Origin of the sequence: Corynebacterium pollutisoli (genome assembly GCF_900177745.1) — a bacterium.
Classification (GTDB): Bacteria; Actinomycetota; Actinomycetes; order Mycobacteriales; family Mycobacteriaceae; genus Corynebacterium; species Corynebacterium pollutisoli.
On the sequence record NZ_FXAR01000001.1, the window covers coordinates 498,969 to 524,380 of the forward strand.

Annotated in this window: 29 protein-coding genes and 1 riboswitch; of the genes, 15 read left to right on the plus strand and 14 right to left on the minus strand. The window is 69.8% G+C overall.

What is annotated here, in order from left to right; genetic code table 11:
* Positions 1 to 8: 8 nt before the first annotated feature.
* Both ffh and rpsP read left to right on the plus strand, forming a co-directional pair.
* Positions 9 to 1,637, plus strand: a complete 1,629-nt coding sequence (gene ffh / locus B9Y70_RS02405) for a signal recognition particle protein (RefSeq protein WP_085548632.1) — start codon at positions 9 to 11, stop codon at positions 1,635 to 1,637.
* Between the two features lie 169 nt (positions 1,638 to 1,806).
* On the plus strand, positions 1,807 to 2,340 hold the full coding sequence (gene rpsP / locus B9Y70_RS02410) for a 30S ribosomal protein S16 (protein WP_085548633.1): 534 nt from the start codon (positions 1,807 to 1,809) through the stop codon (positions 2,338 to 2,340).
* A 125-nt stretch (positions 2,341 to 2,465) separates the two neighbouring features.
* Here rpsP and B9Y70_RS02415 read toward each other — a convergent pair whose 3' ends face one another.
* Positions 2,466 to 2,840 (minus strand): cytidine deaminase, encoded by a 375-nt coding sequence (locus tag B9Y70_RS02415; RefSeq protein WP_205410397.1) that lies wholly within the window; start codon positions 2,838 to 2,840, stop codon positions 2,466 to 2,468.
* 22 nt (positions 2,841 to 2,862) lie between these two features.
* On the opposite strand from B9Y70_RS02415, the gene B9Y70_RS02420 reads away from it, so the two are divergent.
* The 3 genes from B9Y70_RS02420 to B9Y70_RS02430 are packed head-to-tail and all read left to right on the plus strand — an operon-like array spanning position 2,863 to position 6,168.
* A complete protein-coding gene (locus B9Y70_RS02420; RefSeq protein ID WP_240309095.1) occupies positions 2,863 to 4,104 on the plus strand; it encodes a thymidine phosphorylase in 1,242 nt (413 codons plus the stop codon).
* 10 nt (positions 4,105 to 4,114) lie between these two features.
* Positions 4,115 to 4,759 (plus strand): deoxyribose-phosphate aldolase, encoded by a 645-nt coding sequence (gene deoC / locus B9Y70_RS02425; RefSeq protein ID WP_085548636.1) that lies wholly within the window; start codon positions 4,115 to 4,117, stop codon positions 4,757 to 4,759.
* Entirely contained in the window at positions 4,756 to 6,168 is a 1,413-nt protein-coding gene (locus B9Y70_RS02430; RefSeq protein ID WP_085548637.1) for a phospho-sugar mutase, read from the plus strand. Before deoC ends, B9Y70_RS02430 begins: the two co-directional genes overlap by 4 nt.
* Positions 6,169 to 6,204: 36 nt before the next feature.
* On the opposite strand, the gene B9Y70_RS02435 is transcribed toward B9Y70_RS02430, so the two are convergent.
* From B9Y70_RS02435 to B9Y70_RS02445, 3 genes are all read right to left on the minus strand, one after another.
* Positions 6,205 to 7,044 (minus strand): DUF2382 domain-containing protein, encoded by an 840-nt coding sequence (locus B9Y70_RS02435; RefSeq protein ID WP_085548638.1) that lies wholly within the window; start codon positions 7,042 to 7,044, stop codon positions 6,205 to 6,207.
* Between the two features lie 263 nt (positions 7,045 to 7,307).
* Entirely contained in the window at positions 7,308 to 8,045 is a 738-nt protein-coding gene (gene deoD / locus B9Y70_RS02440) for a purine-nucleoside phosphorylase (RefSeq protein WP_420838419.1), read from the minus strand.
* Positions 8,038 to 8,376, minus strand: coding sequence for a cupin domain-containing protein (locus tag B9Y70_RS02445; protein ID WP_085548826.1), 339 nt, complete (start codon positions 8,374 to 8,376; stop codon positions 8,038 to 8,040). Before B9Y70_RS02445 ends, deoD begins: the two co-directional genes overlap by 8 nt.
* Positions 8,377 to 8,477: 101 nt before the next feature.
* Here B9Y70_RS02445 and rimM point away from each other — a divergent pair, with 101 nt between their 5' ends.
* The 6 genes from rimM to B9Y70_RS02475 all read left to right on the plus strand — a co-directional run bounded on the left by rimM (position 8,478) and on the right by B9Y70_RS02475 (position 12,472).
* Entirely contained in the window at positions 8,478 to 9,044 is a 567-nt protein-coding gene (gene rimM / locus B9Y70_RS02450; protein ID WP_085548640.1) for a ribosome maturation factor RimM, read from the plus strand.
* Positions 9,041 to 9,856, plus strand: coding sequence for a tRNA (guanosine(37)-N1)-methyltransferase TrmD (gene trmD, locus B9Y70_RS02455; RefSeq protein ID WP_085548641.1), 816 nt, complete (start codon positions 9,041 to 9,043; stop codon positions 9,854 to 9,856). Before rimM ends, trmD begins: the two co-directional genes overlap by 4 nt.
* Before the next feature lie 9 nt (positions 9,857 to 9,865).
* Positions 9,866 to 10,240, plus strand: coding sequence for a hypothetical protein (locus tag B9Y70_RS02460; protein ID WP_085548642.1), 375 nt, complete (start codon positions 9,866 to 9,868; stop codon positions 10,238 to 10,240).
* 3 nt (positions 10,241 to 10,243) lie between these two features.
* Positions 10,244 to 10,936, plus strand: a complete 693-nt coding sequence (locus tag B9Y70_RS02465) for a class I SAM-dependent methyltransferase (RefSeq protein ID WP_085548643.1) — start codon at positions 10,244 to 10,246, stop codon at positions 10,934 to 10,936.
* 88 nt (positions 10,937 to 11,024) lie between these two features.
* On the plus strand, positions 11,025 to 11,789 hold the full coding sequence (locus B9Y70_RS02470; RefSeq protein WP_240309096.1) for a DUF7916 family protein: 765 nt from the start codon (positions 11,025 to 11,027) through the stop codon (positions 11,787 to 11,789).
* Positions 11,786 to 12,472 carry a DedA family protein gene (locus B9Y70_RS02475; protein WP_085548644.1) on the plus strand — a complete coding sequence of 229 codons (687 nt, stop codon included), beginning with the start codon at positions 11,786 to 11,788 and terminating at the stop codon, positions 12,470 to 12,472. Before B9Y70_RS02470 ends, B9Y70_RS02475 begins: the two co-directional genes overlap by 4 nt.
* Positions 12,473 to 12,592: 120 nt before the next feature.
* On the opposite strand, the gene B9Y70_RS02480 is transcribed toward B9Y70_RS02475, so the two are convergent.
* Genes B9Y70_RS02480 through B9Y70_RS02495 form a run of 4 tightly spaced genes read right to left on the minus strand, consistent with a single transcriptional unit; the run spans position 12,593 to position 15,619 of the window.
* Positions 12,593 to 13,498 carry a DUF1648 domain-containing protein gene (locus B9Y70_RS02480; protein ID WP_085548645.1) on the minus strand — a complete coding sequence of 302 codons (906 nt, stop codon included), beginning with the start codon at positions 13,496 to 13,498 and terminating at the stop codon, positions 12,593 to 12,595.
* On the minus strand, positions 13,495 to 13,851 hold the full coding sequence (locus B9Y70_RS02485) for a GntR family transcriptional regulator (RefSeq protein WP_085548646.1): 357 nt from the start codon (positions 13,849 to 13,851) through the stop codon (positions 13,495 to 13,497). Before B9Y70_RS02485 ends, B9Y70_RS02480 begins: the two co-directional genes overlap by 4 nt.
* Positions 13,851 to 14,585 (minus strand): ABC transporter permease, encoded by a 735-nt coding sequence (locus B9Y70_RS13115; protein WP_085548647.1) that lies wholly within the window; start codon positions 14,583 to 14,585, stop codon positions 13,851 to 13,853. Before B9Y70_RS13115 ends, B9Y70_RS02485 begins: the two co-directional genes overlap by 1 nt.
* On the minus strand, positions 14,582 to 15,619 hold the full coding sequence (locus B9Y70_RS02495) for an ABC transporter ATP-binding protein (protein ID WP_085548648.1): 1,038 nt from the start codon (positions 15,617 to 15,619) through the stop codon (positions 14,582 to 14,584). Before B9Y70_RS02495 ends, B9Y70_RS13115 begins: the two co-directional genes overlap by 4 nt.
* Before the next feature lie 76 nt (positions 15,620 to 15,695).
* On the opposite strand from B9Y70_RS02495, the gene B9Y70_RS02500 reads away from it, so the two are divergent.
* Positions 15,696 to 17,984 (plus strand): Tex family protein, encoded by a 2,289-nt coding sequence (locus tag B9Y70_RS02500; RefSeq protein WP_085548649.1) that lies wholly within the window; start codon positions 15,696 to 15,698, stop codon positions 17,982 to 17,984.
* 9 nt (positions 17,985 to 17,993) lie between these two features.
* On the opposite strand, the gene B9Y70_RS02505 is transcribed toward B9Y70_RS02500, so the two are convergent.
* The 6 genes from B9Y70_RS02505 to thiC form a co-directional block, all read right to left on the minus strand.
* Positions 17,994 to 19,061 carry a ThiF family adenylyltransferase gene (locus B9Y70_RS02505; RefSeq protein ID WP_085548650.1) on the minus strand — a complete coding sequence of 356 codons (1,068 nt, stop codon included), beginning with the start codon at positions 19,059 to 19,061 and terminating at the stop codon, positions 17,994 to 17,996.
* A 1-nt stretch (position 19,062) separates the two neighbouring features.
* A complete protein-coding gene (locus B9Y70_RS02510) occupies positions 19,063 to 19,845 on the minus strand; it encodes a thiazole synthase (RefSeq protein ID WP_085548651.1) in 783 nt (260 codons plus the stop codon).
* A gap of 3 nt (positions 19,846 to 19,848) precedes the next feature.
* The gene (gene thiS / locus B9Y70_RS02515) at positions 19,849 to 20,049 is read right to left on the minus strand and encodes a sulfur carrier protein ThiS (RefSeq protein ID WP_085548652.1); all 201 of its coding nucleotides are present in this window, start codon (positions 20,047 to 20,049) and stop codon (positions 19,849 to 19,851) included.
* A 1-nt stretch (position 20,050) separates the two neighbouring features.
* The gene (thiO, locus tag B9Y70_RS02520) at positions 20,051 to 21,094 is read right to left on the minus strand and encodes a glycine oxidase ThiO (protein WP_162841647.1); all 1,044 of its coding nucleotides are present in this window, start codon (positions 21,092 to 21,094) and stop codon (positions 20,051 to 20,053) included.
* Entirely contained in the window at positions 21,094 to 21,744 is a 651-nt protein-coding gene (locus tag B9Y70_RS02525; protein WP_085548654.1) for a thiamine phosphate synthase, read from the minus strand. Before B9Y70_RS02525 ends, thiO begins: the two co-directional genes overlap by 1 nt.
* Complete coding sequence (thiC, locus tag B9Y70_RS02530; RefSeq protein WP_085548655.1) at positions 21,728 to 23,518, minus strand: phosphomethylpyrimidine synthase ThiC; 1,791 nt, start codon at positions 23,516 to 23,518, stop codon at positions 21,728 to 21,730. Before thiC ends, B9Y70_RS02525 begins: the two co-directional genes overlap by 17 nt.
* Positions 23,514 to 23,628, minus strand: a riboswitch (TPP riboswitch). Its footprint overlaps the gene before it by 5 nt.
* A gap of 147 nt (positions 23,629 to 23,775) precedes the next feature.
* Between thiC and rplS the strand changes: the two genes are divergently transcribed.
* The 3 genes from rplS (at position 23,776) to B9Y70_RS02540 (ending at position 25,408) form a co-directional block, all read left to right on the plus strand.
* On the plus strand, positions 23,776 to 24,117 hold the full coding sequence (gene rplS, locus B9Y70_RS02535) for a 50S ribosomal protein L19 (protein WP_085548656.1): 342 nt from the start codon (positions 23,776 to 23,778) through the stop codon (positions 24,115 to 24,117).
* Positions 24,118 to 24,523: 406 nt separating this feature from the next.
* Positions 24,524 to 24,682: a hypothetical protein gene (locus tag B9Y70_RS12730; protein ID WP_159449772.1), complete on the plus strand. Its 159-nt coding sequence runs from the start codon at positions 24,524 to 24,526 to the stop codon at positions 24,680 to 24,682.
* A 111-nt stretch (positions 24,683 to 24,793) separates the two neighbouring features.
* A complete protein-coding gene (locus tag B9Y70_RS02540; RefSeq protein ID WP_085548657.1) occupies positions 24,794 to 25,408 on the plus strand; it encodes a DUF2625 family protein in 615 nt (204 codons plus the stop codon).
* Positions 25,409 to 25,412: the final 4 nt, after the last annotated feature.

Consider the following 25,412-nt stretch of genomic DNA (forward strand, 5'->3'; position numbering starts at 1 on the left):
GTGTCCTAGTGTTCGAGTCTCTTTCAGACCGCCTGACCGGTGCCCTCACCGGGCTACGCGGGAAGGGCAAACTGACCGAGGCGGACATCAACGCCACCGCCCGGGAGATCCGCCTCGCCCTGCTCGAGGCCGACGTCTCCCTCGCGGTCGTCCGCGGCTTCATCAAGCGCATCAAGGAGCGCGCCGCGGGGGCCGAGGTCTCCGAGGCCCTCAACCCCGCCCAGCAGGTCGTCAAGATCGTCAACGAGGAGCTCGTCGAGATCCTCGGTGGTGAGACCCGCCGCCTGACCCTGGCGAAGAACCCGCCGACCGTCATCATGCTCGCCGGCCTCCAGGGCGCCGGTAAGACCACCCTCGCCGGCAAGCTGGCCAAGCACCTCACCAAGCAGGGGCACACCCCCATGCTGGTGGCCTGTGACCTGCAGCGACCGGGCGCGGTCCAGCAGCTGCAGATCGTCGGTGAGCGCGCCGGCGTGCCCACCTTCGCCCCCGACCCGGGCACGAGCATCGACTCCCACGACCACGACATGGGCACCTCCCACGGTGACCCGGTGGACGTCGCCAAGCGGGGCATCGAGGAGGCCAAGCGTCTCCAGCACGACATCGTCATCGTCGATACCGCGGGTCGCCTCGGCATCGACGAGACCCTCATGACCCAGGCCCGCAACATCCGCGATGCCGTCAACCCCGACGAGGTCCTCTTCGTCATCGACGCCATGATCGGCCAGGACGCGGTCACCACCGCCGAGGCCTTCCGCGACGGCGTCGACTTCACCGGTGTCGTCCTCACCAAGCTCGACGGCGACGCCCGCGGTGGCGCCGCCCTGTCGATCCGTGAGGTCACCGGCAAGCCCATCATGTTCGCCTCCACCGGCGAGAAGCTCGAGGACTTCGACGTCTTCCACCCCGAGCGCATGGCCAGCCGCATCCTCGGCATGGGCGACGTCCTCAGCCTCATCGAGCAGGCCGAGCAGGTCCTCGACCAGAAGAAGGCCGAGGAGACCGCCGCCAAGCTCGGCTCCGGTGAGCTCACCCTCGAGGACTTCCTCGACCAGATGCTCATGATCCGGCGCATGGGCCCCCTCGGCAACATCCTCAAGATGCTGCCCGGCGGCAAGCAGATGAACGAGATGGCCGACATGGTCGACGAGAAGCAGCTCGACCGCATCCAGGCCATCATCCGCGGCATGACCCCCGCCGAGCGCGAGGACCCCAAGATCCTCAACGCCTCCCGCCGCAAGCGCATCGCCAACGGCTCCGGCGTCACCGTCACCGACGTCAACCAGCTCGTCGAGCGCTTCTTCGAGGCCAAGAAGATGATGGGCAAGATGGCCGGACAGTTCGGCATGCCCGGCGGCGGCATGCAGCGCTCCGCCACCAAGAAGCGCCCCAAGGGTCGCAAGGGCAAGGGCGGCAAGCGCAAGGCACCGCGTTCGCCGCAGATGCCGGGCATGGGTGGCGGCATGCCGGGAATGCCCGACATGGCCCAGCTCCAGCAGCTGCAGAAGCAGATGGAGGCCGGCGGCGGCATGCCGGGAATGCCGGGCCTGGGCAAGATGCCGGGTATGCCCAAGATGCCGAAGGGCATGGAGGGCATCGACCTCGACAACCTCGACTTCGGACAGGGCAAGAAGTAGCGATTTCGTCCCCGGCGGCGGGCCCGGTATAGTACTGCAGGTTACTGCGTCATACCGCCCCCGACCACGGTCGGCCGGTCAGTCACACGCAGTGAAATCCGAGGGTTGAACCGGCCCGCCGACAGGTGGCGGGTGTCTGAACTGCCCAGTGACTTATAAGGAGCCCCACATGGCTGTCAAGATCAAGCTGCAGCGTCTCGGCAAGATCCGTACCCCGCACTACCGCGTCGTCATCGCCGACGCCCGCACCCGCCGCGACGGCAAGGTCATCGAGAACATCGGCATCTACGAGCCGAAGCAGGAGCCGTCCCTCATCAAGATCGACTCCGAGCGCGCACAGTACTGGCTGTCCGTCGGCGCCCAGCCGACCGAGCCGGTCCTCGCACTGCTGAAGGTCACCGGTGACTGGCAGAAGCACAAGGGCATCGACGGCGCCGAGGGCACCCTGAAGGTGGCCGAGGAGAAGCCCTCCAAGCTCGACCTGTTCAACCAGGCTCTCGCCGAGGCCAACGACGGCCCGACCGCTGAGGCCATCACCGAGAAGAAGCGCAAGGCCAAGGAAGAGGCCGAGGCCAAGGCTGCTGCTGAGAAGGAGGCCGCCGAGAAGGCTGCCGCCGAAGAGGCCGCTGCTGCTGAGGCTGCCGAGGCTGCCGAGTCCGAGGAGGCTCCGGCTGAGGAGGCTTCCGAGGAGTCCGCTGAGTAAAGCACTCTGACTCGTCCGACCCCGTCCACTGCACAGTGGGCGGGGTCGGACGCGATTCACCGGTCTGCAATCGCTGACGTAGAGACATGTTGCGAACAGGGAGAATGCAGGAAATTGACCCCTGTTCAGTCCAGCTTCTGCACACCCGGGCCGAAAGCCCGGGGGAGAAGGTCCGCGAAAGCGACCTCGTGGCCGTCGACAAGCACGCGGCGGCAGCCGAACTCGGCTAGCACCTGCCGGCACGCACCGCACGGCCAGCACGGCCCGTCGGGGCCGACGACCGCGACGGTGTCGATCTCGCGGAACCCGGCGGCGACCATCGCCATGACGGCCCCGCGCTCGGCGCACAGGGTCGATCCGTAGGCGGCGTTCTCGACGTTGCACCCGGTGAAGATCTCACCCGTCGACGTGAGCACGGCCGCGCCGACGGGGAAGCCGCTGTAGGGGGCGTAGGCGTGGCGGGCGGCGCGGCGGGCCTGGTCCAGCAGGTCGAGAGGCATGGTTCTCCCTAGGATCGGGGGCATGGACATGATCGACATTATCCGCACCAAGCGCGACGGCGGCGCACTGGGCACCGACGAGATCCGGTGGGTCATCGACGCGTACACGCATGGCCGCGTCGCCGAGGAGCAGATGGCGGCGCTCGCAATGGCGATCGTGCTGCGGGGGATGGACCGCCGGGAAATCGCCGACTGGACGAATGCGATGATCGACTCGGGGGCGCGGATGCGGTGGGAGGGGAGCGTCGACAAGCATTCGACGGGTGGCGTGGGGGACAAGATCACGCTGCCGCTGGGGCCGCTCGTCGCGGCGCACGGGGTGTTCGTGCCGCAGCTGTCCGGGCGCGGGCTGGGGCACACGGGCGGCACACTGGACAAGCTGGAGGCGATCCCGGGGTGGCGGGCGGAGCTGAGCGAGGCGGAGATGCAGGCGGCACCGGGCGGGTTCGTTGCGGCGGCGACCGCGGATCTCGCGCCGGCGGACCGGAAGCTCTATGCGCTGCGCGACGTGACGGGGACCGTCGATTCGATCCCGCTCATCGCGAGTTCCATCATGAGCAAGAAGATCGCGGAGGGCACGGACGGGCTGGTCCTCGACGTGAAGTTCGGTTCCGGTGCGTTCATGACGCAGCGTGACGACGCCCGCGAGCTCGCCCGCACCATGGTCGAGCTGGGCAACGACGCGGGAGTGCGCAGCTGCGCACTGATCACGGACATGTCGACGCCGCTGGGGCGCACCGTGGGCAACGCACTCGAGGTGCGCGAGGCGGTGGAGGTGCTGGCCGGCGGCGGTCCGGCGGACGTCGTCGAGCTGACCCTGGCGCTGGCCCGGGAGATGCTCACGCTCGCGGGTGTCGACGCCGACCCCGCCGACGCCCTGCGCGACGGCCACGCCATGGACGCCTGGCGGGCGATGGTCCGCCACCAGGGCGGCGACGCGGATGCCCCGCTGCCGCGGGCCCGCCACACCCACGAGGTGCGGGCGGAGCACGACGGCTACGTCACCGGGCTGGATGCGCTCGAGGTCGGTGTCGCGAGCTGGCGGCTGGGGGCCGGGCGGTCGCGGAAGGAGGACCCCGTGCAGGCGGGGGCGGGCATCGAGATCCACGCGCCGCTGGGCACGCGGGTGCGCCGGGGCGAGCGGCTGCTCACCCTCCACACCGACACTCCGGAGCGTTTCGAGCGGGCACTGGAGGTGCTGCGCCCGGTCATCGGCGACACCCCGCCCGCGCCGCGCACCCTCATTCACGAGCGGATCGGCTAGAACTTGAGGTATGAAGCGCAACGAACTCGCCCGGTACATCGACCACACCCTGCTCAAGCCGGAGTCCACGGCGGCGGACGTCGAGAAGCTCATCGCGGAGGCCGCTGAGCTCGGCGTCTACTCCGTGTGTGTCTCGCCGTCGCGCCTGCCGGTGGACGTGCCCGCGGAGGTGAAGGTGGCCACCGTGTGCGGCTTCCCCTCCGGCGCGCACCACTCCCACATCAAGGCCGCCGAGGCGGCGCTCGCGGCGTCGACGGGTGCCGACGAGGTGGACATGGTCATCAACCTCGCCTTCGCCGTGGACAACGATTTCGAGGCTGTCGAGTCCGACATCCGGGCCGTGCGCGACGCGATCCCCAACGCGGTGCTCAAGGTCATCCTCGAGACGGCGGTGCTCACCGACGAGCAGGTCACCGCCTGCTGCGTCGCGGCGGAGCGGGCGGGGGCGGACTTCGTCAAGACGTCCACCGGTTTCCACCCGGCCGGCGGCGCCACCGTCCACGCCGTCGAGCTCATGCACGCCGCGGTCGGCGGCCGCCTGGGCATCAAGGCCTCCGGCGGCATCCGCGACACCGCGACCGCCCTCGCGATGATCGACGCCGGTGCCACCCGCCTCGGCTGCTCCTCCTCGGCCGCGGTGCTGGCCGGCCTGTGAACCCGACGGAGTGGGCGGCGCACGACCCGGACCCGGTGACCCGGGCGGAGGTGCAGCGCTGGCTGGCGACCGGTGACCCGCTGCTCCACGAGCGTTTCGCCGGGCCGTTGACGTTCGGCACCGCCGGCCTGCGCGGGCCGATCGGGGCGGGGGAGACCGCGATGAACGTCGCCACGGTCACCCGCGCCACCGCGGGGCTGGCCGCCTGGCTCGGTCCGGGGGCGCGCGTGGTCCTCGGGTGCGACGCCCGCCACGGCTCGGCCGTGTTCCGGGAGGCGACCGCCGAGGTGCTCTCCGCCGCGGGCATCGAGGTCCTCGCCCTGCCGCCGCAGCAGCCCACCCCGGTGACCGCCTTCGCCGTCCGCCACTTCGGCGCGGACGCCGGCGTCATGATCACCGCCTCCCACAACCCGGCCACCGACAACGGCTACAAGGTCTACGACGCCTCCGGCTCCCAGATCATCCCGCCCGCGGACCGGGAGATCGCGGCGCTCATCGACGCCGCCGCCCGGGCCGATGAGATCCCGCGCTCCCGCGGGCTGATCCGGGAGGTCGACGTGCTCGGGGACTACCTCGCCCGCGCGGTCTCGCTTATCGACGCCCCCTCGTCCCAGCCCGTCATCGTCACCACCGCGCTCCACGGCGTCGGGGGAGCGGTGCTCGCCGAGGCGTTGCGGCGGGCCGGGTTCACGGACGTGCACCCGGTCGCGGAGCAGGAGCACCCTGACCCGGATTTCCCCACCGTCGCCTTCCCCAACCCCGAGGAGGACGGCACCCTCGACCTGGCCTGCGCGCTGGCGGAGCGGGTCGGCGCGGACCTCATCCTGGCCCTCGACCCGGACGCCGACCGCTGTGCCGTGGCCGTGCCGGGGCGGCAGTTCACCGGCGACGAGATCGGCGCGGTGCTCGGCTGGGACGTGGCGTCCCGGGCCACCGGCGGCACGCTGGCCTGCTCGAACGTGTCCTCGCGGCTGCTCGGGAAGATCGCGGCCCACTACGGACTCGGTTTCGCGGAGGCCGACACCGGGTTCAAGTGGATCGCCCGCGTCCCGGATCTCATCTTCGGGTACGAAGAGGCCCTCGGTTACTGCGTCGACCCGCAGTTCGTCGCGGACAAGGACGGGATCACGGCGTGCCTGCGGGTGGCGGAGGTGGCGTCGAAAAGCGATCTGGTGACGCTGCTCGATGATCTCGGCGAACGATTCGGGCACCACGTGACGCGGCAGGTCGCGGTGCGGGTGGAGCGGGCCGCCGGGGAGAAGGTGGTGCGTGAGATCGGCCCCGACCGCGTCATCGTGCGCCCCTCCGGCACGGAGCCGAAGATCAAGTACTACTACGAGGCGGTGGCACCCACCCGGGCGGAGGCGCAGGCGCGGCTCGACCGGCTCGTGGCAGACCGACACCCCTGACGGCCGGGGCCGGTCAGGGGTGCGGGGTGGAACGGTTTAGCGCAGGTCGCGCTTGTCGTCACGGAGGGTGCGGTCGCCGCCGTCGACCTCGATCTCCTCGTGGGCGACGTCCTCGGACACGGTCTCGGTGTCGCGGACGGTCTGCTTGTCCAGGCCGACCTTCTCGACCGGGACGGTCTCCTTGGTCACGTTGACGCGCTCCTCGTGGAGGGTGACGGAGGCCTCGTCGTCGCCGAGGGTGCCGCCGCGGGCAGCCTGGGCGTCATCGGCGTCGATCGGGGTGCGCTCGACGCGGACCTCCTCGCGCTCGACGGGGACCTCGACGGTCTCGGTGTCGTGGACGACGTACTTACGCAGGCGGGCCTCGCCGGTGGTGACGTTCTCCTTGTCGACGTTGAGGCGCTCCTCGGAGCGGATCATCTCGCCCTCGCGGTGGGTGTCGCGGTGTGCATCACGATCGGCGGCGGCGTCGCGGTCAAGAGCAGCGTCGCGGCGGTCGTCGGTGGTGGCGTAACCCTGGCGGTCGCGGTTGACGACGTCCTCGTCGTAGGTCTCGACGTTCTGGGTGGACTCCAGGCCGAAGTGGCGGTAGATGGTGTCCTGGTCCGCGTCGGTGAGGTGCGCGTCGTGGTCGATGTTCGGCGCGTCCTGGATGCGGTCCTTGGAGAAGGCCAGCTTGAGGTTCTCGCCGTCCAGGCGGTGACCACGCAGCGGCACCAGGGAGGAGCTCATACCGAAGAGGCCGTGGCCGATCTCGACGAAGTCCGGCTGGCCGGTGGAGTCGTTGATGTAGACCTCCTTGACGGAGCCGAGCTTCTCGCCGTCGACGTCGTAAGCGGTGGCGCGGGTGATGTCTCCGATGTTGCGGTTAACCATTGTCTTGGATTCCTTTCATGTCTGCTTCAGCGGAACACTCACCACGGTAGGGACGTCCGGGGGTGGTCTGCAGCGGGCCGGAGATGCCGTCGCGGCGTCTGCAACATCGCCCTTGACAGGCGTCGACAGGGCCGTTACAGCGTATCGACGCCGCGCATGCGCCACTTTGCATGCAAAATCCGACATGGGCGGGGACCTGGTTCCTGTGGGGGAACTGGGCATCCGGTGACGATCGGGTTAAGAAACTGGTTATGTGAGTTGTGTCACAGTGCTGCCAGGGGGAGGGCGAGCTCCATCATCCGGGTGAAAGCGGTCTCCCTCTCGGACGCCGAGGTGGCCGCGCCCGTGACGATGTTGTCGGACACCGTGAACACGCCGAGGGCGTCGACACCCGCATCCGCGGCGACCGCGTAGAGGCCCGCGGACTCCATCTCCACGCCGAGCACACCCATCCGTGCCCACCGGGAGATCGCCGTGTCATCGGCGTTGTAGAAGATGTCGGAGGACAGGATGTTGCCCACGTGGACCTCCGTGCCCCGGCGCGCGGCCTCCTCCGTGATCGCCCGGAGCAGCCGCCACGACGCGATCGGCGCGAACGTGCCCGGCAGGTTGTACTGCGAGAGGAAGCGCGAATCGGTGCACGCGCCCTGGGCGACGATGATCTCGTAGAGGTCCAGCTCCGGCTGCATCGCACCACAGCTGCCGACGCGGATGAGACGCTGCGCCCCGTAGACGTGGATGAGCTCGTGCGCGTACAGGGAGATCGACGGGATGCCCATGCCGGAGCCCATGACCGAGACCTCGTGCCCCTGCCATGTGCCCGTGAACCCGAGCATGTTGCGCACCGCGTTGAACTGGACGACGTCGTCGAGGTACGTGTCCGCGATGAACTTCGCCCGCAGCGGGTCACCCGGCAGGAGGACCGTCCGCGCGATGGGTGCCCCCTGCGGGTTGATGTGCGGGGTGTCCGGCATCTCAGGCCTCTCAGACAGCTCAGACATGGCGCTCTCCCGTCAGCATGCTCAGCAGCAGAATGTTGCGCTCCGGGGCGTTGTCCGGGCAGTCGACCCGGTGCATGACGTGCTCCCGCAGGTGGACCACCACGCCCGGGGCCAGCCGCACCGTCTCGTCCCCGCACGTGAAGTCGAGCTCCCCCTCCAGACACTGCACCGTGATGGGGTGCGCCGCCTTGTGGTCGGGGAGATCCTGCCCCGGCGCGAAGGTGAACACGATGAGATTGGCACCGTCACCCTGCAGCAGACGCTGCACCGCCGGGCGCGGCCGGGAGGGGGAGGGGGCGGGCGCGGCGTCGATGAGCGGGAGGACCGTCATGGCCTCGCCGACGTGGGCCGCCGACCCGGACGTGTCCGGCGAATTCACGGGAACGAAGTGGTCAGTCATGGTGCCGAGCCTAGACGACTAGCATGTAACCCGTGAATGAGAATGAGGTCCAGATCGGACGAGTGATCAAGCCCCATGGCGTGCGCGGCGAGGTCGTCGTCGACGCCACGACGGATGACCCGGACGGGCGTTTCGCCGTCGGTACCGTGCTCGAGGGACGCCAGACCGGCAAGACCCTCGACCTGACCGTCAAGGCCGTCCGCCCGCACCAGGGTCGCCTGCTGGTCACCTTCGAGGAGATCCCCGGCCGCACCGAGGCCGAGTCGCTGCGCGGGCTGAAGTTCTTCGCCGAGCCCGTCATCGACGACGAGGACGACGCCTACTACGACCACGAGCTGATCGGCCTGCGCGTGCTCACCGTCGGCGCCGTCAGCGAGGAGGAGGCCCACGCCCGCGCCTACGAGGGTGCGCAGCCGGAGCCCGCGGACATCGGCGAGGTCACCGGCGTCGTCCGCGGCGCCGCCCACCGCATTCTCGAGGTCGCGCTCGACGACGGCGGCGAGGCCATGGTGCCCTTCGTCCACGCCATCGTCCCCATCGTCGATCTGGACAACGAGGCCATCGTCATCACCCCGCCGGAAGGACTGCTGGACCTGTGAGGCTCGACGTCGTCACCATCTTCCCCGAGTACCTCGACCCCCTGCGCCACGCCCTCCTCGGCAAGGCCATCGAGCAGGGGATACTCTCCGTCGGCGTGCACGACCTGCGCCAATGGGCCACCGACGTGCACAAGTCCGTGGACGACACCCCCTACGGCGGCGGGCCCGGCATGGTCATGAAGCCCGAGGTGTGGGGCCCCGCGCTCGACGCCGTCGCCGCCGGGGAGGCCGGAGTTGAGCTCGAGAGTTCCCTGCCGCACCTGGAGAAGCCCGTCGAGGACGTCGCGTCGTCGTACGAGGCGGGGGAGCGCGACGACCGCCCTCTCCTCATCGTCCCGACCCCCGCCGGCAAGCCCTTCACCCAGGCCGATGCCCGCGCCTGGTCCCACGAGGAGCACATCGTCTTCGCCTGCGGCCGCTACGAGGGCATCGACCAGCGCGTCATCGACGACGCCGCGCAGCGCTACCGCGTCCGCGAGGTCTCCATCGGCGACTACGTCCTCATCGGCGGCGAGGTCGCGGTGCTCGTCATCGCCGAAGCCGTCGTCCGCCTCATCCCCGGCGTGCTGGGCAACCGCCGCAGCCACGAGGAGGACAGCTTCTCCGACGGGCTCCTCGAGGGCCCCTCGTACACGAAGCCGCGGTCGTGGCGCGGGCTCGAGGTGCCGGAGGTGCTGTTCTCCGGCAACCACGCGAAGGTCGACCGGTGGCGCCGAGACCAGGCGCTGCTGCGCACGCAGGCCGTCCGGCCCGAGCTTCTCGACGACGCGGAGCTCTCCGACGCCGACCGGAAGGTGCTGGGGGAGGGGTAGCGTGGTGCCATGAGTCGAGACATCTCCACGGACCTCAACATCCTCGCCCGGCCCGCCGAGTGGGAGCAGCTCTCCACGACGCTGCCCGCCCTCCTCGGGAAGTCCGGCTACGACGTCGACTCCGTGCACGGGGAGATCGTCGACCTCACCTGCGAACCCGACAACATGCTCGTCGCCCAGTTCGCCCGGGAGCAGGGCCGCATGCCCACCACGGAGGTGCTCTACCGGGTGATCATCAACGGCCGCAGCGGCCTGGATCTCAGGGAGGCCACCGCCGCGGTCGTCGCGGCGTTCCCGGACGGCACCTACTGGTACGGCACCTCGCGCGAGGGTGTCACCGAACCCGGCATCGGCGCCTCCTGCGCCTGGCAGGACCGTTCCTGACCCATGGCCATGTTCGACCGCGCGGCACAGGCCTTCGACAACCATGCCGCCGACAGCGCCTACAACGCCCACTACGACCGTCCCGCCATGCTCGACCTGCTCGGTGACGTCTCCGGCCTGGACATTCTCGACGCCGGGTGCGGCTCCGGCCTCTACGCCGCCGAACTGCTCGCCCGGGGCGCGCGGGTCGTCGGCGTCGACGAGAGCGCCGAACTCATCCGACTCGCCCGCCGCCGCGCCCCGGAGGCCGCCTTCCACGTCCAGCCCCTCGAGAAGCCGCTCGACTGGGCGGCGGACCGCAGCGTCGACCGGGTCCTCATGGCGCTCGTCCTGCACCACCTGCACTATCCCGTCGACGTCCTGCGCGAACTGCACCGCGTCCTGCGTGACGACGGCCGCCTCGTCCTCTCCACCGGCCACCCCACCGACGACTGGCGTCGCCGCGGCGGCAGCTACTTCACCACCGAACGCATCGAGGAGACGTGGTCGATGGGCCTGCAGGTCGCATACCGACGCGCCCCGCTGTCCACCCTCGTCGACGAGTTCGGGCGGGCCGGCTTCGTCGTCGAGAAGCTCGTCGAACCGCGACCCACGGAGACGATGCAGCACCGGTACCCGGAGGCGTACGAGAAACTCTCCCGGGTTCCCGCGTTCATCGCCTTCTCCCTCATGAAACACCCGGGGAGCATCCAGTGAAACTCCTCATCAGCGCCGACACCTCCGAGGTACTCGGCTTCACCCCGCCGAGCTCAAGCAGTCGATCCGGGCCAGCGAGGGGCGGGTGGTGCTCTCCGAGAACATCACCGCTCTCATCCCGCAGGTCACCGACATCACCAACGCCGAGATCGCCCGGGCCTTCGGGGCAGACCTCATCCTGCTCAACTTCCTCGACGTCGACCACCCCTACATCCACGGCCTCGACGAGACCGGGTATCCGGTGCGCCGCCTCCGCGAGCTCGTCGGCCGCCCCGTGGGCATCAACCTGGAACCCGTCGACACGGCAGCCGCCATGCTCGAGGAACGACAGGACGTCGCGCCGGGCCGCCGGGCCGTGCGCGAATCCATTGTGCGCGCCGGGGAACTCGGGGCGGACTTCCTCTGCCTGTCCGGCAACCCCGGCTCCGGGGTGAGCAACGCGCAGATCACGGAGACCGTGCGCCTGTGCAGGGAGCTCTTCGACGGACTCGTCATCGCCGGCAAGATGCACGGCGCCGGGGTGGGCGAGGGCGTCGTCGACAAGCAGGCCGTGGAGGACCACCTCGCCGCGGGTGCCGACATCATCCTCGTCCCTGCCGTCGGCACCGTCCGCACCGTCCACGCCCGCGGCGGCCTCGTGATGACCACCATCGGCACCAGCCAGGAGACCTCGGATCCCGCCACCATCCGCCGCATCGCCCACGACAACAAGATCGCCGGTGCCGACATCCAGCACATCGGAGACGCCGGGCCAGGCGGGTTGGCGGACCCGATGAACATCTATACGCTCAGTGAGACGATCCGAGGTCGTCGCCACACAATCTCCCGAATGGCAAGGTCCACACGTAGATGACAGAGCAGAAAGAACCCGAACTCCCCGGGTTCCTCGCCCACCCCGACCGCACCGACAAGATCCTCTTCACCGCCCTCATCCTCATGGGCATCTGGTCGCTGGCGCTCATCCCGCTGCGTGCGTGGCTGCTCTCGCACCCGCTCATCTACACCCTCGCCGTCGGCGGCTACACCTCCGCGGTCGTCTCCGGTGCGAACGCCTCGGTGGGCAACGGCATCTGGTGGGTCTACCTGCTGTGTTCCGTCATCGGCGCAGTGAAGTTCATGCCGATCTACTGGGCCATGGGCCGCAAGTGGGGCATGGAGTTCATCGACATGTCCCTTCAGTACATGCCCCGCGCCCACCGCTTCTTCCAGCGGGCGGTGAGAAACGAGTCGCCGAAGATGTACGCGGGCACGCTCGCCTTCATCCCCCTCGGCTATCTGCCCGGCCCCGTGCCGAACACCGTGGTCAACGCCGTGGCCGGCCTGCTGAAGATCCGCTTCCCCGTCATGCTCGCCGTCAACATCGTGAGCATCCTGGCGGTCAATGGTCTGTTCATGTGGCTCGGCTTCACCTACGGCGAGCAGGTGCTCGAGGTCGTCGAGGTCATCAACCGCTACCTGCTGTGGATCACCCTCGGCCTGGTGGCCCTCATGGTCTTCCGCGCCTGGCGGCAGAACCAGAAGAAGGCGGGGGCCTGAGGGCCCGCGTACCGGCGTACTCCGATTCCCTCCGGGGTGGGGTGTTTTCCCAGGTCGCACATCAGGCCAGCCGGAATCGGAGTACGCGGCAACGCGCCGTCACCGGCGGACAGCTGTCCCTCAGTTGCCCCGGTACGCCTCGATGAGCGCGGCACCGCGGGCGGCGTCGTCGACGGTGATGTAGAAGTTCTTCTTCCCGCGCTTGATACGCAGGCCCTCGCCGCCGCGGATGAGGATGGCCCGGCCCTGCAGGCTCATTCGCCAGCCCCACCCACCCCAGTCGCCGGGGCGTATGTCGACCGCCCCGACACGGGTCACCTCGTCGTGGGGGATGGTGCCGCGCGGGATGCCGGTGAACAGTTGCCAGTGGGTGCCGTGGGCGTCGACACGCACGTTCACCCCCAGGAACATCACGAACACCGGGACGGCCAGGAACAGCAGGAACGCGGGGATCCAGGCACCGTCGAGGAACGCGCTGACGGCGAGTGCGATGAGGGGGAGCATTCCGCCGAGCATGATCCACAGGGGGAATCCCGTCGCCCGGGCGGTGCCGAACCACGCGGCCCGGGTCCCGGGGCGCAGGGGGACGGAGTCGGCGGGTGCCGGGTCCGGGTCGGCCGGCGGGGGATCGGCGAGCGCACCGACCAGCGCCCCGCCCGCGATGGCCGCCACCAGCGCCAGGGGGAGCGCGGCGCCGAGGGTGGTGTCCGCGGCGTCGGCCAGCCCGCGCTGCGGGGCGAGGATGAGGACCTGCAGCGCGGCGACGAAGATGACGGTCCCGGCACCGATTCCGGACATGAGGCGGGTGGTGCTCAGCCGCTGGAAGAGCAGGAGCAGGAGGAGTCCGGTGCCGAGCATCCCGAGAGTGAGGATGGTCAGCGACTGGAATCCGTCGGGCTGTCCGGTGAAGTCGAAGTGGCTGGCCACCGGGTCGGGCAGGGCGTCGCGGACGCTCAGGGTCCACCCGAGGGCGGCGCACAGGGCGAGGACGGGGAGGCCGAGGGTGGCGAGGCGGTGGCGGTTCACAGAACTCCTCTGACGGTCAGGCCGGCGATGAGGTCGGCGAGGGGGATGCGGGCTTTCCTGGCGGCGGCGGCCAGCGCGTCGAGGTGCTTCTCGACGCCCTCGTCCATCTCCTCGCGTGGTCTGATCGCGGTCGCCCCGCGCCCGCGGCGGAGTTCGACGAGGCCGTCGTCGCGGAGTTCGCGGTAGGCACGCAGCACGGTGTTGCGGTTGAGATCGAGCGCGGCGGCGAGGTCCTCGGCGCTGGGCAGCCGCCCGCCGTCGGCGATCTCTCCGGTGACGATGGCCTTGCGCAGTGCCGCGATGAGCTGGGCGTACAGGGGGACCTGGGAGCCGGTGTCCAGTTGGATGAGCATCAGATCTCCCGGCGGCGGAACGCGGCGAGGCCTGCGGCGACCATCCCGGCCGTGACCAGTGCCGTCACGGCCGCGTCACCCCAGGTCGGTTCGAGGGTGAGCAGGCCGGTGGGGGACCACGCGTGGGAGGCGGTCCACAGCCCGGCCAGTGCGGTGAGCGCGAACCAGCCGACACCGGCGGCCGCGGCGCCCAGGGTCGGGGCGCCGAGGGAGGAGGCCAGCAGGGTCACCGCGATGAGGGAGCAGGCGAAGAGCAGCCAGGCGGCGGTGGCGAGGGCGGGGGTGCGCGGGGCGGTGGGGGAGACGTCGAGAAGCAGGGCGGTGACGCCTGTCATCAGGGCGGTGCTGACGATGGTGATGAGTGTCAACGCCACCGTCACCGCGAGGAACGCGGAGACCCAGTACCAGGTGCGGCTGACGGGCCGCGCCAGGATCGGGACCGCGCTGCCCCGGGCGATGTCGGCGGAGATCGTCGAGGCGGCGACAATCGCCACGAGGATGATGATGATCTGGTTGAGGTTGGAGGACCACTGCACCCAGGCGTCCGCCGCCGTGGGGTCGGGCAGGGCGGAGACGTCGATGGGTATCTCCCCACCTGCGAGGCTGCCGAGGATCTCGGGCATGAATCTCGCCGTCACGGGGGCCAGGACGGCGAAGAACAGCGCGAATCCGGCGAGCACCCACGTCGCCCAGGAGGCGCGCAGGACACGGAACTGGCGGGCGAGCAGGGTCATCGGGATCCCTCCAGGGCGGTGGCGAAGGCGGCGTCGAGACGCCCCGCGGTGGTGAGGTGGATGTCGCGGAAGCCGGCGTCCTCCAGGAGCTGCGCGGTACGGGCGGCGTCGGGAGAGTGGAAGGTGGCGGTGACCTGGTGCGGGTCGCCGTAGCGTCCGACCAGTTCCGTCAGGGTACCGGCGGCGATGATGCGGCCGCCGCCCAGGAAGACGGCGTGGTCGCAGACGCGTTCCACGTCCGCCATCGAGTGCGTGGAGAAGAACACGGTCGCACGGCCGCGGAGGGCGGCAATGGTGTCGAGCACCTCCCCGCGGGCGATGGGGTCGAGGGCGGAGGTCGGCTCATCGAGGATGATGAGCTGCGGGGTGTGGACGAGCGCCTGCGCGATGCCGAGGCGTTGCCGCATGCCGCGTGACAGCCCGCCGATGGGGCGGCGGACCTGGCGGAGGCCGGCCAGTTCCAGGGCCTCGGCGACGCGTTCCTCCACGTCGTCGACGCCGCTGAGACGGGCGGCCAGGCGCAGGTACCCGGCGGGGCTGAGCCAGGGGTCGAAGGCGGGGACATCCGGGAGGTGGCCGATGTCGGCGCGCGCCGGGAGGTCGACGGTTCCGGAGTCGGCGTGCGCGAAGCCCATGATGGTCCGCAGCGCGGTGGTCTTGCCTGAGCCGTTGGGTCCGAGGAAGCCGTAGATGGAGCCGGCGGGGACGTCGAGGTCGACGGCGTCGAGCACCACGTGGTCACGGAAGCTCTTGTGCAGCGCGCGGGTGCGCAACGGTGCACCGCCGGTGGTGGGGAAGCGGTCGATGAGGTGGCCGGTGGGGGTCGGGAGGGTGTCGGCGCTGCCGGTGCGTTCGCGGCCTAGGGTGAGGAAGAGGAGCGGGCCGATGAGGTTGGCGACGATGATGACCGCCGCCCAGCCCCAGCGTCCGAGGCCCTTGCTGAGCCGGTCGGTGGGGGTGCGCAGGAGCACGGTGAGGGCGACCACGAGCAGCGTCACCTGAACGACGGCCAGGGTGATGGCGGCGTAGATCATGAGGCGCCCTTTCCGCTAGTTGTGCTACTGATACTAGCACAACTGCGCAGTTGCGCACTCGCGTAAACTGTCCCGAATGATCGTCACCACCATCGCCCGCGAACTGCAGGTCCGCGAGGACCAGATCCGCGCCGTCCTCGACCTGCTCGCGGAAGGCAACACCGTCCCGTTCATCGCCCGCTACCGCAAGGAGGCCACCGGCGGGCTCGACGACACGCAGCTGCGCACCATCGAGGAACGCGCCACCTACCTGCGGGAACTCGAGGAGCGTAAGCAGGCGGTGCTCGAGGCGATCGAGGAGCAGGGCAAGCTCACCGACGATCTCCGCGCGCTCATCGCCGCCTGCGAGACGAAGGCCCGCCTCGAGGACCTGTACCTGCCGTTCAAGAAGCGTCGCAAGACGAAGGCGGACATCGCCCGCGAGGCCGGGCTGGAGGCCCTCACCGATGCGCTTATCGACGCCCCCGCCTCCGACCCCCAGGCCCTGGCCGCGAGCTACCTCACCGACGGTTTCGAGGACGAGAAGAAGGCCCTCGAGGGTGCGCGTGCGATCCTCATCGACCGTTTCGCCCTCGACGCCGACCTGGTCGGCGAGGTCCGCGAGCAGATGTTCCGCACCGGTGAGATGACCGCCTCGGTGGTTCCCGGCAAGGAGAGCGAAGGTGCCAAGTTCAAGGACTACTTCGAGTTCTCGGAGCCGTTCACGAAGCTGCCCTCGCACCGTATCCTCGCGCTGCTGCGCGGTGAGTCCGAGGGCGTCCTGCAACTGCACCTCGACCCCGGTGACGACGCCGTCTACGAGGGCATGATCGCCGACCGTTTCGCTCTGCCCGTGGGTGAGTCCCGCTGGCTGGCCGACGCCGTGCGCTTCGGCTGGCGCACCAAGCTGGCCGTCTCCTCGGGTCTCGACGTGCGCATGCGTCTCAAGGAGAAGGCGGAGGAGGGCGCCCTCGACGTCTTCGCCACCAACCTCCGCGACGTCCTGCTCGCCGCCCCCGCCGGGCAGCGCGCCACCCTGGGCCTTGACCCGGGCTTCCGCAACGGCGTGAAGTGCGCCGTCGTGGATCCCACCGGCAAGGTGCTGGCCACCTCCATCGTGTACCCGCACCAGCCGCAGAACCGCTGGGACGCCGCCCGCCAGGAGCTCGCCGGCCTGTGCGCCACGCACGGGGTGGATCTGTTGGCCGTCGGCAACGGCACCGCGTCGCGGGAGACGGAGAAGCTGGCGGGCGAGATCGCGGACCTCATCAAGGACGCGGGCGGGAAGCGGCCGACCCCGGTCGTCGTGAGTGAATCGGGAGCGTCGGTGTACTCGGCCTCCGAGATCGCCTCCGCCGAGTTCCCCGACATGGACGTCTCCCTGCGCGGCGCCGTCTCCATCGCCCGCCGCCTGCAGGACCCGCTGGCGGAGCTGGTGAAGATCGACCCCAAGGCCATCGGCGTCGGCCAGTACCAGCACGACGTCAATCAGCACGCCCTGGCCCGCACCCTCGACGGCGTCGTCGAGAGTGCCGTCAATGCCGTGGGCGTGGACCTCAACACCGCGTCGGTCCCGCTGCTCGAGCGCGTCGCCGGCGTGACCGGCACCCTGGCGAAGAACATCGTCGCCCACCGCGACGACAACGGTGCCTTCCGCAACCGCAGGGCCCTGCTCAAGGTCCCGCGCCTGGGGCCGAAGGCCTACGAGCAGTGCGCCGGTTTCCTGCGTATCTCCGGTGGCAGCGACCCGCTCGACGCCTCCGCCGTCCACCCGGAGGCCTACCCGGTCGTCGCCCGCATCGCCGCGGCCACCGGGCTCGGCGTCGAGGAGCTCATCGGCAACACCCGGGTGCTCTCCGGTCTCCGGCCCGCCGACTTCGCCGACGACACCTTCGGCATCCCCACCGTCACCGACATCATCGCCGAGCTCGACAAGCCCGGCCGTGACCCCCGCCCGGAGTTCAGGACGGCGACGTTCAGGGAGGGCGTCGAGAAGGTCTCGGACCTCACGCCCGGCATGATCCTCGAGGGCACCGTCACCAATGTCGCCGCCTTCGGCGCGTTCGTCGACGTCGGCGTTCACCAGGACGGCCTCGTCCACGTCTCCGCCATGTCGGATCGTTTCGTCTCCGACCCGCACGAGGTCGTGCGCTCCGGGCAGGTGGTCAAGGTGAAGGTCATGGAGGTCGACGTCGACCGTCAGCGTATCGGCCTCACCCTGCGTCTCGACGACGAGCCCGGCCAGCCGAAGAAGAAGCCCCAGCGCGGGGGCCGGGGCGGCGGTGGCGGTCAGCGGAAGCCGCGCCCGGACAAGCGCCCGGACAAACGCCCGGCGGCGGGCGGTTCCATGGCGGACGCCCTCAAGCGCGCCGGCCTGGGGCGGTGACTCGGGTGATCATCCGCTGACCCCGTTGATGCCGCCGGGCAGGTCGATGAACTCGTAGCCGAGGTCCGCGTACTGCTCGCAGAAGCGGGCGGAGCGGACTCCGGAGGCACAGTGCACGACGACCCGTGACGCGTCGCCGAGGCGGCGGCGGATGGTGTCGGGGGAGAAGATGTCCGACAGCGGCAGCCGCACGGGATCGAGGTCGGCGAGGGAGTCATTGAGCATCTTCTCGTGCGGCTCGCGGATGTCGAGGAGGATGGCGCGGCCGGCGCGGACCTCGTCGAGCGGGGAGGGGCCGACCGCGCAGGCCTCGCCCCCGTAGGTGGACTCCAGCGAGGTGACCAGTTCGCGCGTCGGGTCGGCGGCGATCCGGAAGGTGCGGGTGGAGCCGGGGAAGGCGTCGTAGCTGAGCATCCGGCCGGGGACGACGTCGAGGCCGGTGAGGTACCCGATCGCGGTGGTGGCCAGGAGCCCGCCGACGACGGCGGTGGTGGCACCGAGGACACCGGCGGTGGCGCAGTCCTCGATCCCGGGGGGCTGGGTGGGGAACAGGTCGCGCAGGCCCACGCCGCGTGCTGACGGGCCGGAGGTGAACAGGCAGACGTCGCCGTGGAAGCGCAGCACCGTGCCCCAGACGAGGGGGGTGCCGGTGATCTCGGCGGCGTCGGCGACGAGGTACTTGGTCTGGAAGGAGTCGGAGCCGTCGATCACGAGGTCGACGGACCCGACCAGCGAGACCGCGTTCGCCACGGTCAGACGCTCATTCAAGGCCGTGACTTCAATGCCCGGCTGCAGCTCGGCGAGGCGCTCGGCGGCGACCTCCACCTTCACCCGGCCGACGTCGGAGGCTCCGAAGAGGATCTGGCGGTGGATGTTGGTGAGATCGACGGTGTCATCGTCGATCACCGTGATGTGGCCGACACCCGCGGACGCCAGCGACTGCATGGCGGGGCAGCCGAGACCGCCGGCGCCGATGACGAGGACGTGGGCGCGGTGCAGCGCCTCCTGCTGCTCCGGGCCGTAACCGGGCAGGGACAGCTGGCGGGCCACCCGCCGCATCTCAGATTCGGGCAGCATCCTAGAGCACCTGATCCGACCAGGACACCAGCCCGTCGAAGCTGGAGGAGGCGACGGCGTGCTCGCGGCGCGGGATGCGCCCGGCACCGGAGGCCAGGCGTCCCGCCTCGACGGCCATCTTCATGGCCTGTGCCATCGCCACCGGATCCTGCGAGCGGTTGACGGCGGAGGCGAGCAGGACGCCGGAGCAGCCGAGCTCCATGGCGAGGGCGGCGTCGGAGGCGGTGCCGACGCCGGCGTCGAGAAGCACGGGCACGGAGGCGCGCGAGCAGATGAGCTCGATGTTGTGCGGGTTGAGGATGCCCAGGCCGGTGCCGATCGGCGAGCCCAGCGGCATGACGGCGGCACAGCCGACGTCTTCGAGACGCTTCGCGACGACCGGGTCATCGGACGTGTAGGCCAGGACGACGAAGCCCTCGGCGACGAGGAGCTCGCAGGCGTCGATCAGCTCGACGACATCGGGAAGCAGGGTGTGCTCGTCGGCGATGACCTCGACCTTCACCCAGTTCGTGCCGAGCGCCTCCCGGGCCAGCTTCGCGGTGATGACGGCGTCGCGCGCGGTGCGGCAGCCGGCGGTGTTGGGCAGCGGGGCGATGTCGAGGCGCTGCAGCATGTCGAAGACGGACTCGCCGCCCTCCGCGCGCGCGGCGTGGCGACGCATGGCCACGGTGGTCAGCTCCGTGCCGGAGGCGACCAGCGACTCCTCGAGCATGGACATCGACGTCGCACCGCCGGTCCCCATGATGAGGTGCGACGAGAACGTGCGGTCGGCGATGGTGAGCATGTGTCAGCCTCCCTGGACTGCGGTGAGAATGTCGATGTTCTGGCCCTCGACGAGCTCGCGGTCCCAGTCGGAACGCGGCACGACGTCCCCGTCGACGGCGACGGCGACACCGGCTCCCGGCAGCTCACCGAGGGTCTCCTCGAGCAGACCGAGGAGAGTGGTGGCGGCCGTCTCGACGGCCTCGTTGTTGACGGTCAGGTTCATGTCACTCCTTGTGTCGGTGCGGGTTGCACGCCGCCAGGTCGATGCCCGGGTCGGTGCCCTCCACCAGGTGGACGGCCACGTCGGCGGCCAGCGCGGTGAGCAGGATGCCGTGGCGGAAGTACCCGGTGGAGACGATGAGGTTCTCGTTCACCCTCCCAAGGTACGGAAGATCGTCCGGCGTGCCCGGGCGCGCACCCGTGGTGGCCTCGAGGAAATCGCACTCCTCGATGCCGGGCACCAGGCGGGTGGCGTCGCGCAGCAGGTCGTGGACGGCACCGGTGCGCGGCACCGGGCGGTCGTCCTCGCGGGAGGTGGCGCCGACGGCGATGGTGTCGTCGGTGCGCGGGATGAGGTAGACGGGACGGTCCTCGACGAAACCGCGCACGACGCGCGTGAGCAGCGGCTGCAGGTGCGCGGGCACCCCGAGGCGGAGGATGTCGCCGTAGACGGGGCGCAGCTTGAGGCCTGCGTGGAGAGCGGAGGCGCCGAGGCCGTTGGCCAGGATGACGTGTCCCTCGGGCAGCGCGTCCGCGCGTTCCCGGATGATGCGCACGCCGAGGGTGGACAGGGCGTCGAGCAGCGCGGCGGCGAACAGCCGCGGGTTGACCTGGTGGTCACCCGGGATGTGCACCGCGCCGGCCAGCTGCGGGCTGAGCGCGGGCTCGAGCGAACGGGCCTGCCGCAGCGGCAGGCGCTCGGCCGTCATGGCGTGGGAGGCCTGGTACTCGGACAGCTCCGCCAGATGCGTCGCGTCCGCCCGGTCCGCGGCGACGACGAGGGTGCCCTCGGTGCGGTATCCGGTCGGCAGGTCCGTGTGCTTCTCGACGACCCGCAGCAACCCCGGATACAACTCCGCCGAGCGCAACATGAGGGGGAACAGGGGCTCCTGCCGGTAGACCACCTCCGCGACCGGGGCGAGCATACCGCCGGCGTGGTGGGTGGCCCCGGAGGCCGGGGAGGGATCCTGCAGGGTGACGTCATGCCCGCGATCGGCCAGACGCAGTGCGGTGGCCAGGCCGACGAGCCCGCCACCGACGACGGTGATCACTTCCGGCCCTCCTCAAAGCCCTCCACCAGGCGGGCCGCGTACGCGCGGGGGTCGTCGGCGTTCATCAGGCCGCGCACGACGGCCAGCCCGGCGACGCCGGTGGCGGCGAGGTCGGCGGCGTCGTCGGCGGTGACGTCACCGATGGCGACGACCGGCACCTGCGAGAGCTCCGTGATCTCCCGGTAGCCGTCGAGACCCAGCGGCGGGCGGCCGGAGTCCTTCGTCGGGGTCGGGCGGTAGGGGCCGGCCCCGATGTAGTCGATGACATCACCGAGCGCGTTGGACGCCGCGACGAGTTCGCGGGTCCCCGTGGTCAGCCCGATGACCGCAGCGGGGCCGAGCAGCTCACGGACCTGCTCCACCGGCAGGTCCGTCTGCCCGACGTGGACGCCGTGGACGGGCAGACCCTGCCGCATGAGGGCGAGGGCGACGTCGACGCGGTCGTCGACAAGCACCGTCGCGTGGTCACCGACCTCGCGGGCGATGTCCGCGGTGAGCTCGTAGAGATCGAGCGCGTCGATCGGCTTGCTGCGCACCTGCACGGTGCCGCAGCCGCCGGCGACGGCCTCCCGCACCACCTCGAGGATGTGCTCGCGGGTACCGGAGCCCGTGACGAGGTAGCAGCGGAGATCAGGGGAGGGACGCATCATTCACCGATTCGAGATAGACGTTGGATCCGCGCTTGCGGAACTCCTCCGACATGGTACGCATCCCGTCCTCTGCCTCCGGCTCGCCCACCTGGGGCATGCCCAGCGTCGAACCGAACGTGTCGCGGATGTCCTGGCTGATGCGCATGGAACAGAACTTCGGGCCGCACATGGAACAGAAGTGCGCGGTCTTCGCCGGCTCCGCGGGCAGGGTCTCGTCGTGGTAGGCCTGCGCGGTCTCCGGGTCGAGGGAGAGGGCGAACTGGTCGTGCCAGCGGAACTCGAAACGGGCCTTGGACATGGCGTCGTCCCAGTCACGCGCGCCGGGATGCCCCTTCGCGACATCCGCCGCGTGCGCCGCCAGCTTGTACGTGATGACACCGGTCTTGACGTCGTCGCGGTTCGGCAGGCCCAGGTGCTCCTTCGGCGTGACGTAGCACAGCATCGCGGTGCCGCCCATGGCGATGTGCGCGGCACCGATGGCGGAGGTGATGTGGTCGTAGCCGGGCGCGATGTCCGTGACGAGGGGGCCCAGGGTGTAGAAGGGGGCGTCGGAGGCCCACTCCTGCTCCAGCTCGTTGTTCACCTGCACCATGTTGAGCGGCACGTGGCCCGGGCCCTCGACCATGACCTGGACGTCATACTCCCAGGCGCGGCGGGTGAGCTCGCCGATGGTCTTGAGCTCCGCGAACTGGGCGTCGTCGTTGGCGTCGGCGAGGCTGCCCGGTCGCAGGCCGTCACCGAGGGAGAAGGCGACGTCGTACTGCGCGAAGATCTCGCACAGCTCGTCGAAGTTCTCGTAGAGGAAGGACTCCTTGTGGTGGGCCAGGCACCAGCCCGCCATGATCGAACCGCCGCGGGAGACGATGCCCGTCACGCGCTCCGTGGTCAGGGGGATGAACGGCAGGCGCACGCCGGCGTGGACGGTCATGTAGTCCACCCCCTGCTCGCACTGCTCGATGACGGTGTCGCGGAAGATCTCCCAGGTCAGGTCCTCGGCGATGCCGCCCACCTTCTCCAGCGCCTGATAGATCGGGACGGTGCCGATCGGGACGGGGGAGTTGCGCAGGATCCACTCGCGGGTGGTGTGGATGTCATTGCCGGTGGACAGGTCCATGACCGTGTCCGCACCCCAGCGGGTGGCCCAGCGCAGCTTCTCCACCTCCTCCTGGATCGACGACGTCACGGCCGAGTTGCCGATGTTCGCGTTGATCTTCGTCAGGAACTTCCGGCCGATGATCATCGGCTCGGACTCCGGGTGGTTGATGTTGTTCGGCAGGACCGCCCGACCGCGGGCGATCTCCGAGCGGACGAACTCCGGATCGCAGTGCTCGCGCAGCGCGACGAACTCCATCTCCTTCGTGATGACGCCCTGACGCGCGTAGTGCATCTGCGTCACGCGCCTGTTCTTCTGCGCGCGCAGCGTCGGACGCTTCTCGCCCTTCCACTCGGCCGACGCCTCGCCGCGGCGGGTCGCCGTCTTGCCGTCATCGGCCAGGTTGCGCGGGCGGCCCTCGTACTTCTCGACGTCCCCGCGTCCCTCAATCCACTCCGCGCGCAGCGCCGGCAGGCCGACGGTGACATCGCACTCCGGGCCGCGCGTGCGGTAGACGCGGAACGGCTCGTTCGGGCCGGTGGGGGAGTCGTCCAGAAGGATCTCCGTCTCCGGGACGCTCAGACCGTTCTTCTCGATCGGGGAGAATCGGTGCTTGGGGTGGATCTCGGTTTCGATCTCAGTGTGGATTTCCGTGCTGGAGCCATGGGTGGGCTGCATGCCAACGCCTCTCTTCCTTCGCTGGTGCTAACCAGACAGGTTCAAACGGTGCTTGCGCGGCTGACCAGCGCAATCTCAGCCCGATGCCTCGGGCGCCCGTGGGGTCGTCGGTCATCCTACCACTCGTGGTTTGTGTGGGGGTGGCAGGGTGTGGGAGACTGTGCAGGTTGTATGTAACGGGCACGAACCGGTCGAGCGTCCCACCAGGGAAAATGCCGCCAGGGTCCTCTGTCCAGAACTGAAAAGGAACATGTCGCATGAACATTCTCGACAAGGTTGATGCCGCGCAGCTGCGCGACGATATCCCGGCCTTCCGCGCCGGTGACACCCTCGACGTCCAGGTCAAGGTCATCGAGGGCTCCACGGAGCGTACCCAGCTGTTCAAGGGTGTCGTCATCCGTCGCCAGGGCTCCGGCATCCGCGAGACCTTCACCATCCGCAAGGTCTCCTTCGGCATCGGCGTGGAGCGTACCTTCCCGGTCCACTCCCCGAACATCGCCTCCATCGAGGTCATCCGCCGCGGCGACGTCCGCCGTGCGAAGCTGTACTACCTGCGCGAGCTGCGCGGCAAGGCAGCCCGCATCAAGGAGAAGCGCTAAGCGTCACCCCTAAGCTTCACTGTGATGGCCCCGCACCGGCAGGTGTGGGGCCATTTCTGTTGCCGGCGTCCGGCGTGGTGTCCAGGTGGACCTGACGTTAAAGCGTCGATTGGGGGTCGTCCTGGGGAAATGCAGGACCAGTGTCAGGTCCAAATGCACACCCGACGTCGCGTCCGCAGCTGCGCGTATCGTCGGCCCCATGACGCTTATCGACGCCCCCGCGGCCGCTCGTTCCTCCTCGAGGTGGTGTTGGCCGGGGATGATGCGGCGCTCGGCGGGGCGTTGTTCCACGCGTGCCGCCCCTTCGAGCCGCCCGGTTCGGTCAGCTACTACACCACCTGCGGCGGCACGTCTGTGCCATCGTGGAATGCTCCCGAGGTGACTCCCGCTGCTGTAGCAGGTGCCGTTGGTGCAGCCCTCTTCCGACGTCGTGCGCGACATCGTGGCCCGGGTCGTCGACAATGCCGCCTACTGGCAGCCGCCGTCCGGACAGGACCGTCTGCTGGCGACCCCGGAGCTGCGGGAGGCGCTCTCCCGGATGGAGGACTGGTGTGTGTTCGGCTGACACCGTCCCCCGGCGGTCCGGAGGGAAGCTGGTTTAGCTGCGGTGGTGACCCGCAGTAGTTAAGAACTCAGCAACGTCCCGAATCCGGCGTGGCCCGCCGTCCGGGATCTCATCCAGCAGCATCCCGACTCGACGAATCTGGATGTGGACCCGGAGCAGGGCCGCGAGGTCCTCCGGCACCTGCAGGTGACAGCCGGCTCCCCTCTCGGCGTGTTGGCCCTCAACAGCGGCGGCGTCCTCGCGGATCACGGGTGGTTCAGAATCCTCGGGGGAGGGAGTGAACGGATGCCTGACCTGGCATCCGCCAGCGGGCTGGCCTCGCCGGACGAGGTGACCGGCCCGCCCCCGTATCTCATGGTCGGTTATGACGTGCTCGGCGGCCGCTTCGCCATCGATGGCGGCGGACTGGGAGTAAGCCCCGGTGAGGTCTGTTACTTCGGGCCTGATTCCCTGACCTGGGATGGTCTGGGAGGTGGGCACGGTGATTTCGTGGCTGCGGCGATCGGCGGACATCTGGCCCCGGCCTTCGCCGCTCTCCGCTGGCCGGGCTGGGAGGACGAGGTCGCCGCCGTGCCGCCTCACCAGGGGCTGTCGGTGTATCCGCCGCCCTTCAGCAGGGAGGGGAAGGACATTGCCGCGGCATCCCGCCGGGTCGTGCCCGTGCAGGAACTGTTCAGTTTCTACGATGGGGCGGCTCGTCAGATCCGCACCGGCCAGCCGGATTAGGGCC

Coding starts and splice junctions, on each gene's coding strand:
- deoC (WP_085548636.1), top strand. CDS start 4,115: ATGAAGCGCAACGAACTCGCCCGGTACATCGACCACACCCTGCTCAAG.
- B9Y70_RS02495 (WP_085548648.1), bottom strand. CDS start 15,619: ATGATCTACGCCGCCATCACCCTGGCCGTCGTTCAGGTGACGCTGCTC.
- rpsP (WP_085548633.1), top strand. CDS start 1,807: ATGGCTGTCAAGATCAAGCTGCAGCGTCTCGGCAAGATCCGTACCCCG.
- B9Y70_RS02465 (WP_085548643.1), top strand. CDS start 10,244: ATGGCCATGTTCGACCGCGCGGCACAGGCCTTCGACAACCATGCCGCC.
- thiC (WP_085548655.1), bottom strand. CDS start 23,518: ATGCAGCCCACCCATGGCTCCAGCACGGAAATCCACACTGAGATCGAA.
- B9Y70_RS02460 (WP_085548642.1), top strand. CDS start 9,866: ATGAGTCGAGACATCTCCACGGACCTCAACATCCTCGCCCGGCCCGCC.
- B9Y70_RS02505 (WP_085548650.1), bottom strand. CDS start 19,061: ATGCTGCCCGAATCTGAGATGCGGCGGGTGGCCCGCCAGCTGTCCCTG.
- deoD (WP_420838419.1), bottom strand. CDS start 8,045: ATGTCTGAGCTGTCTGAGAGGCCTGAGATGCCGGACACCCCGCACATC.
- B9Y70_RS02500 (WP_085548649.1), top strand. CDS start 15,696: ATGATCGTCACCACCATCGCCCGCGAACTGCAGGTCCGCGAGGACCAG.
- thiS (WP_085548652.1), bottom strand. CDS start 20,049: ATGAACCTGACCGTCAACAACGAGGCCGTCGAGACGGCCGCCACCACT.
- B9Y70_RS02485 (WP_085548646.1), bottom strand. CDS start 13,851: ATGCTCATCCAACTGGACACCGGCTCCCAGGTCCCCCTGTACGCCCAG.
- B9Y70_RS02445 (WP_085548826.1), bottom strand. CDS start 8,376: ATGACGGTCCTCCCGCTCATCGACGCCGCGCCCGCCCCCTCCCCCTCC.
- B9Y70_RS02510 (WP_085548651.1), bottom strand. CDS start 19,845: ATGCTCACCATCGCCGACCGCACGTTCTCGTCGCACCTCATCATGGGG.
- B9Y70_RS02415 (WP_205410397.1), bottom strand. CDS start 2,840: ATGCCTCTCGACCTGCTGGACCAGGCCCGCCGCGCCGCCCGCCACGCC.
- B9Y70_RS02435 (WP_085548638.1), bottom strand. CDS start 7,044: ATGGTTAACCGCAACATCGGAGACATCACCCGCGCCACCGCTTACGAC.
- rplS (WP_085548656.1), top strand. CDS start 23,776: ATGAACATTCTCGACAAGGTTGATGCCGCGCAGCTGCGCGACGATATC.
- B9Y70_RS02525 (WP_085548654.1), bottom strand. CDS start 21,744: ATGCGTCCCTCCCCTGATCTCCGCTGCTACCTCGTCACGGGCTCCGGT.
- B9Y70_RS02420 (WP_240309095.1), top strand. CDS start 2,863: ATGGACATGATCGACATTATCCGCACCAAGCGCGACGGCGGCGCACTG.
- B9Y70_RS02475 (WP_085548644.1), top strand. CDS start 11,786: ATGACAGAGCAGAAAGAACCCGAACTCCCCGGGTTCCTCGCCCACCCC.
- B9Y70_RS13115 (WP_085548647.1), bottom strand. CDS start 14,585: ATGACCCTGCTCGCCCGCCAGTTCCGTGTCCTGCGCGCCTCCTGGGCG.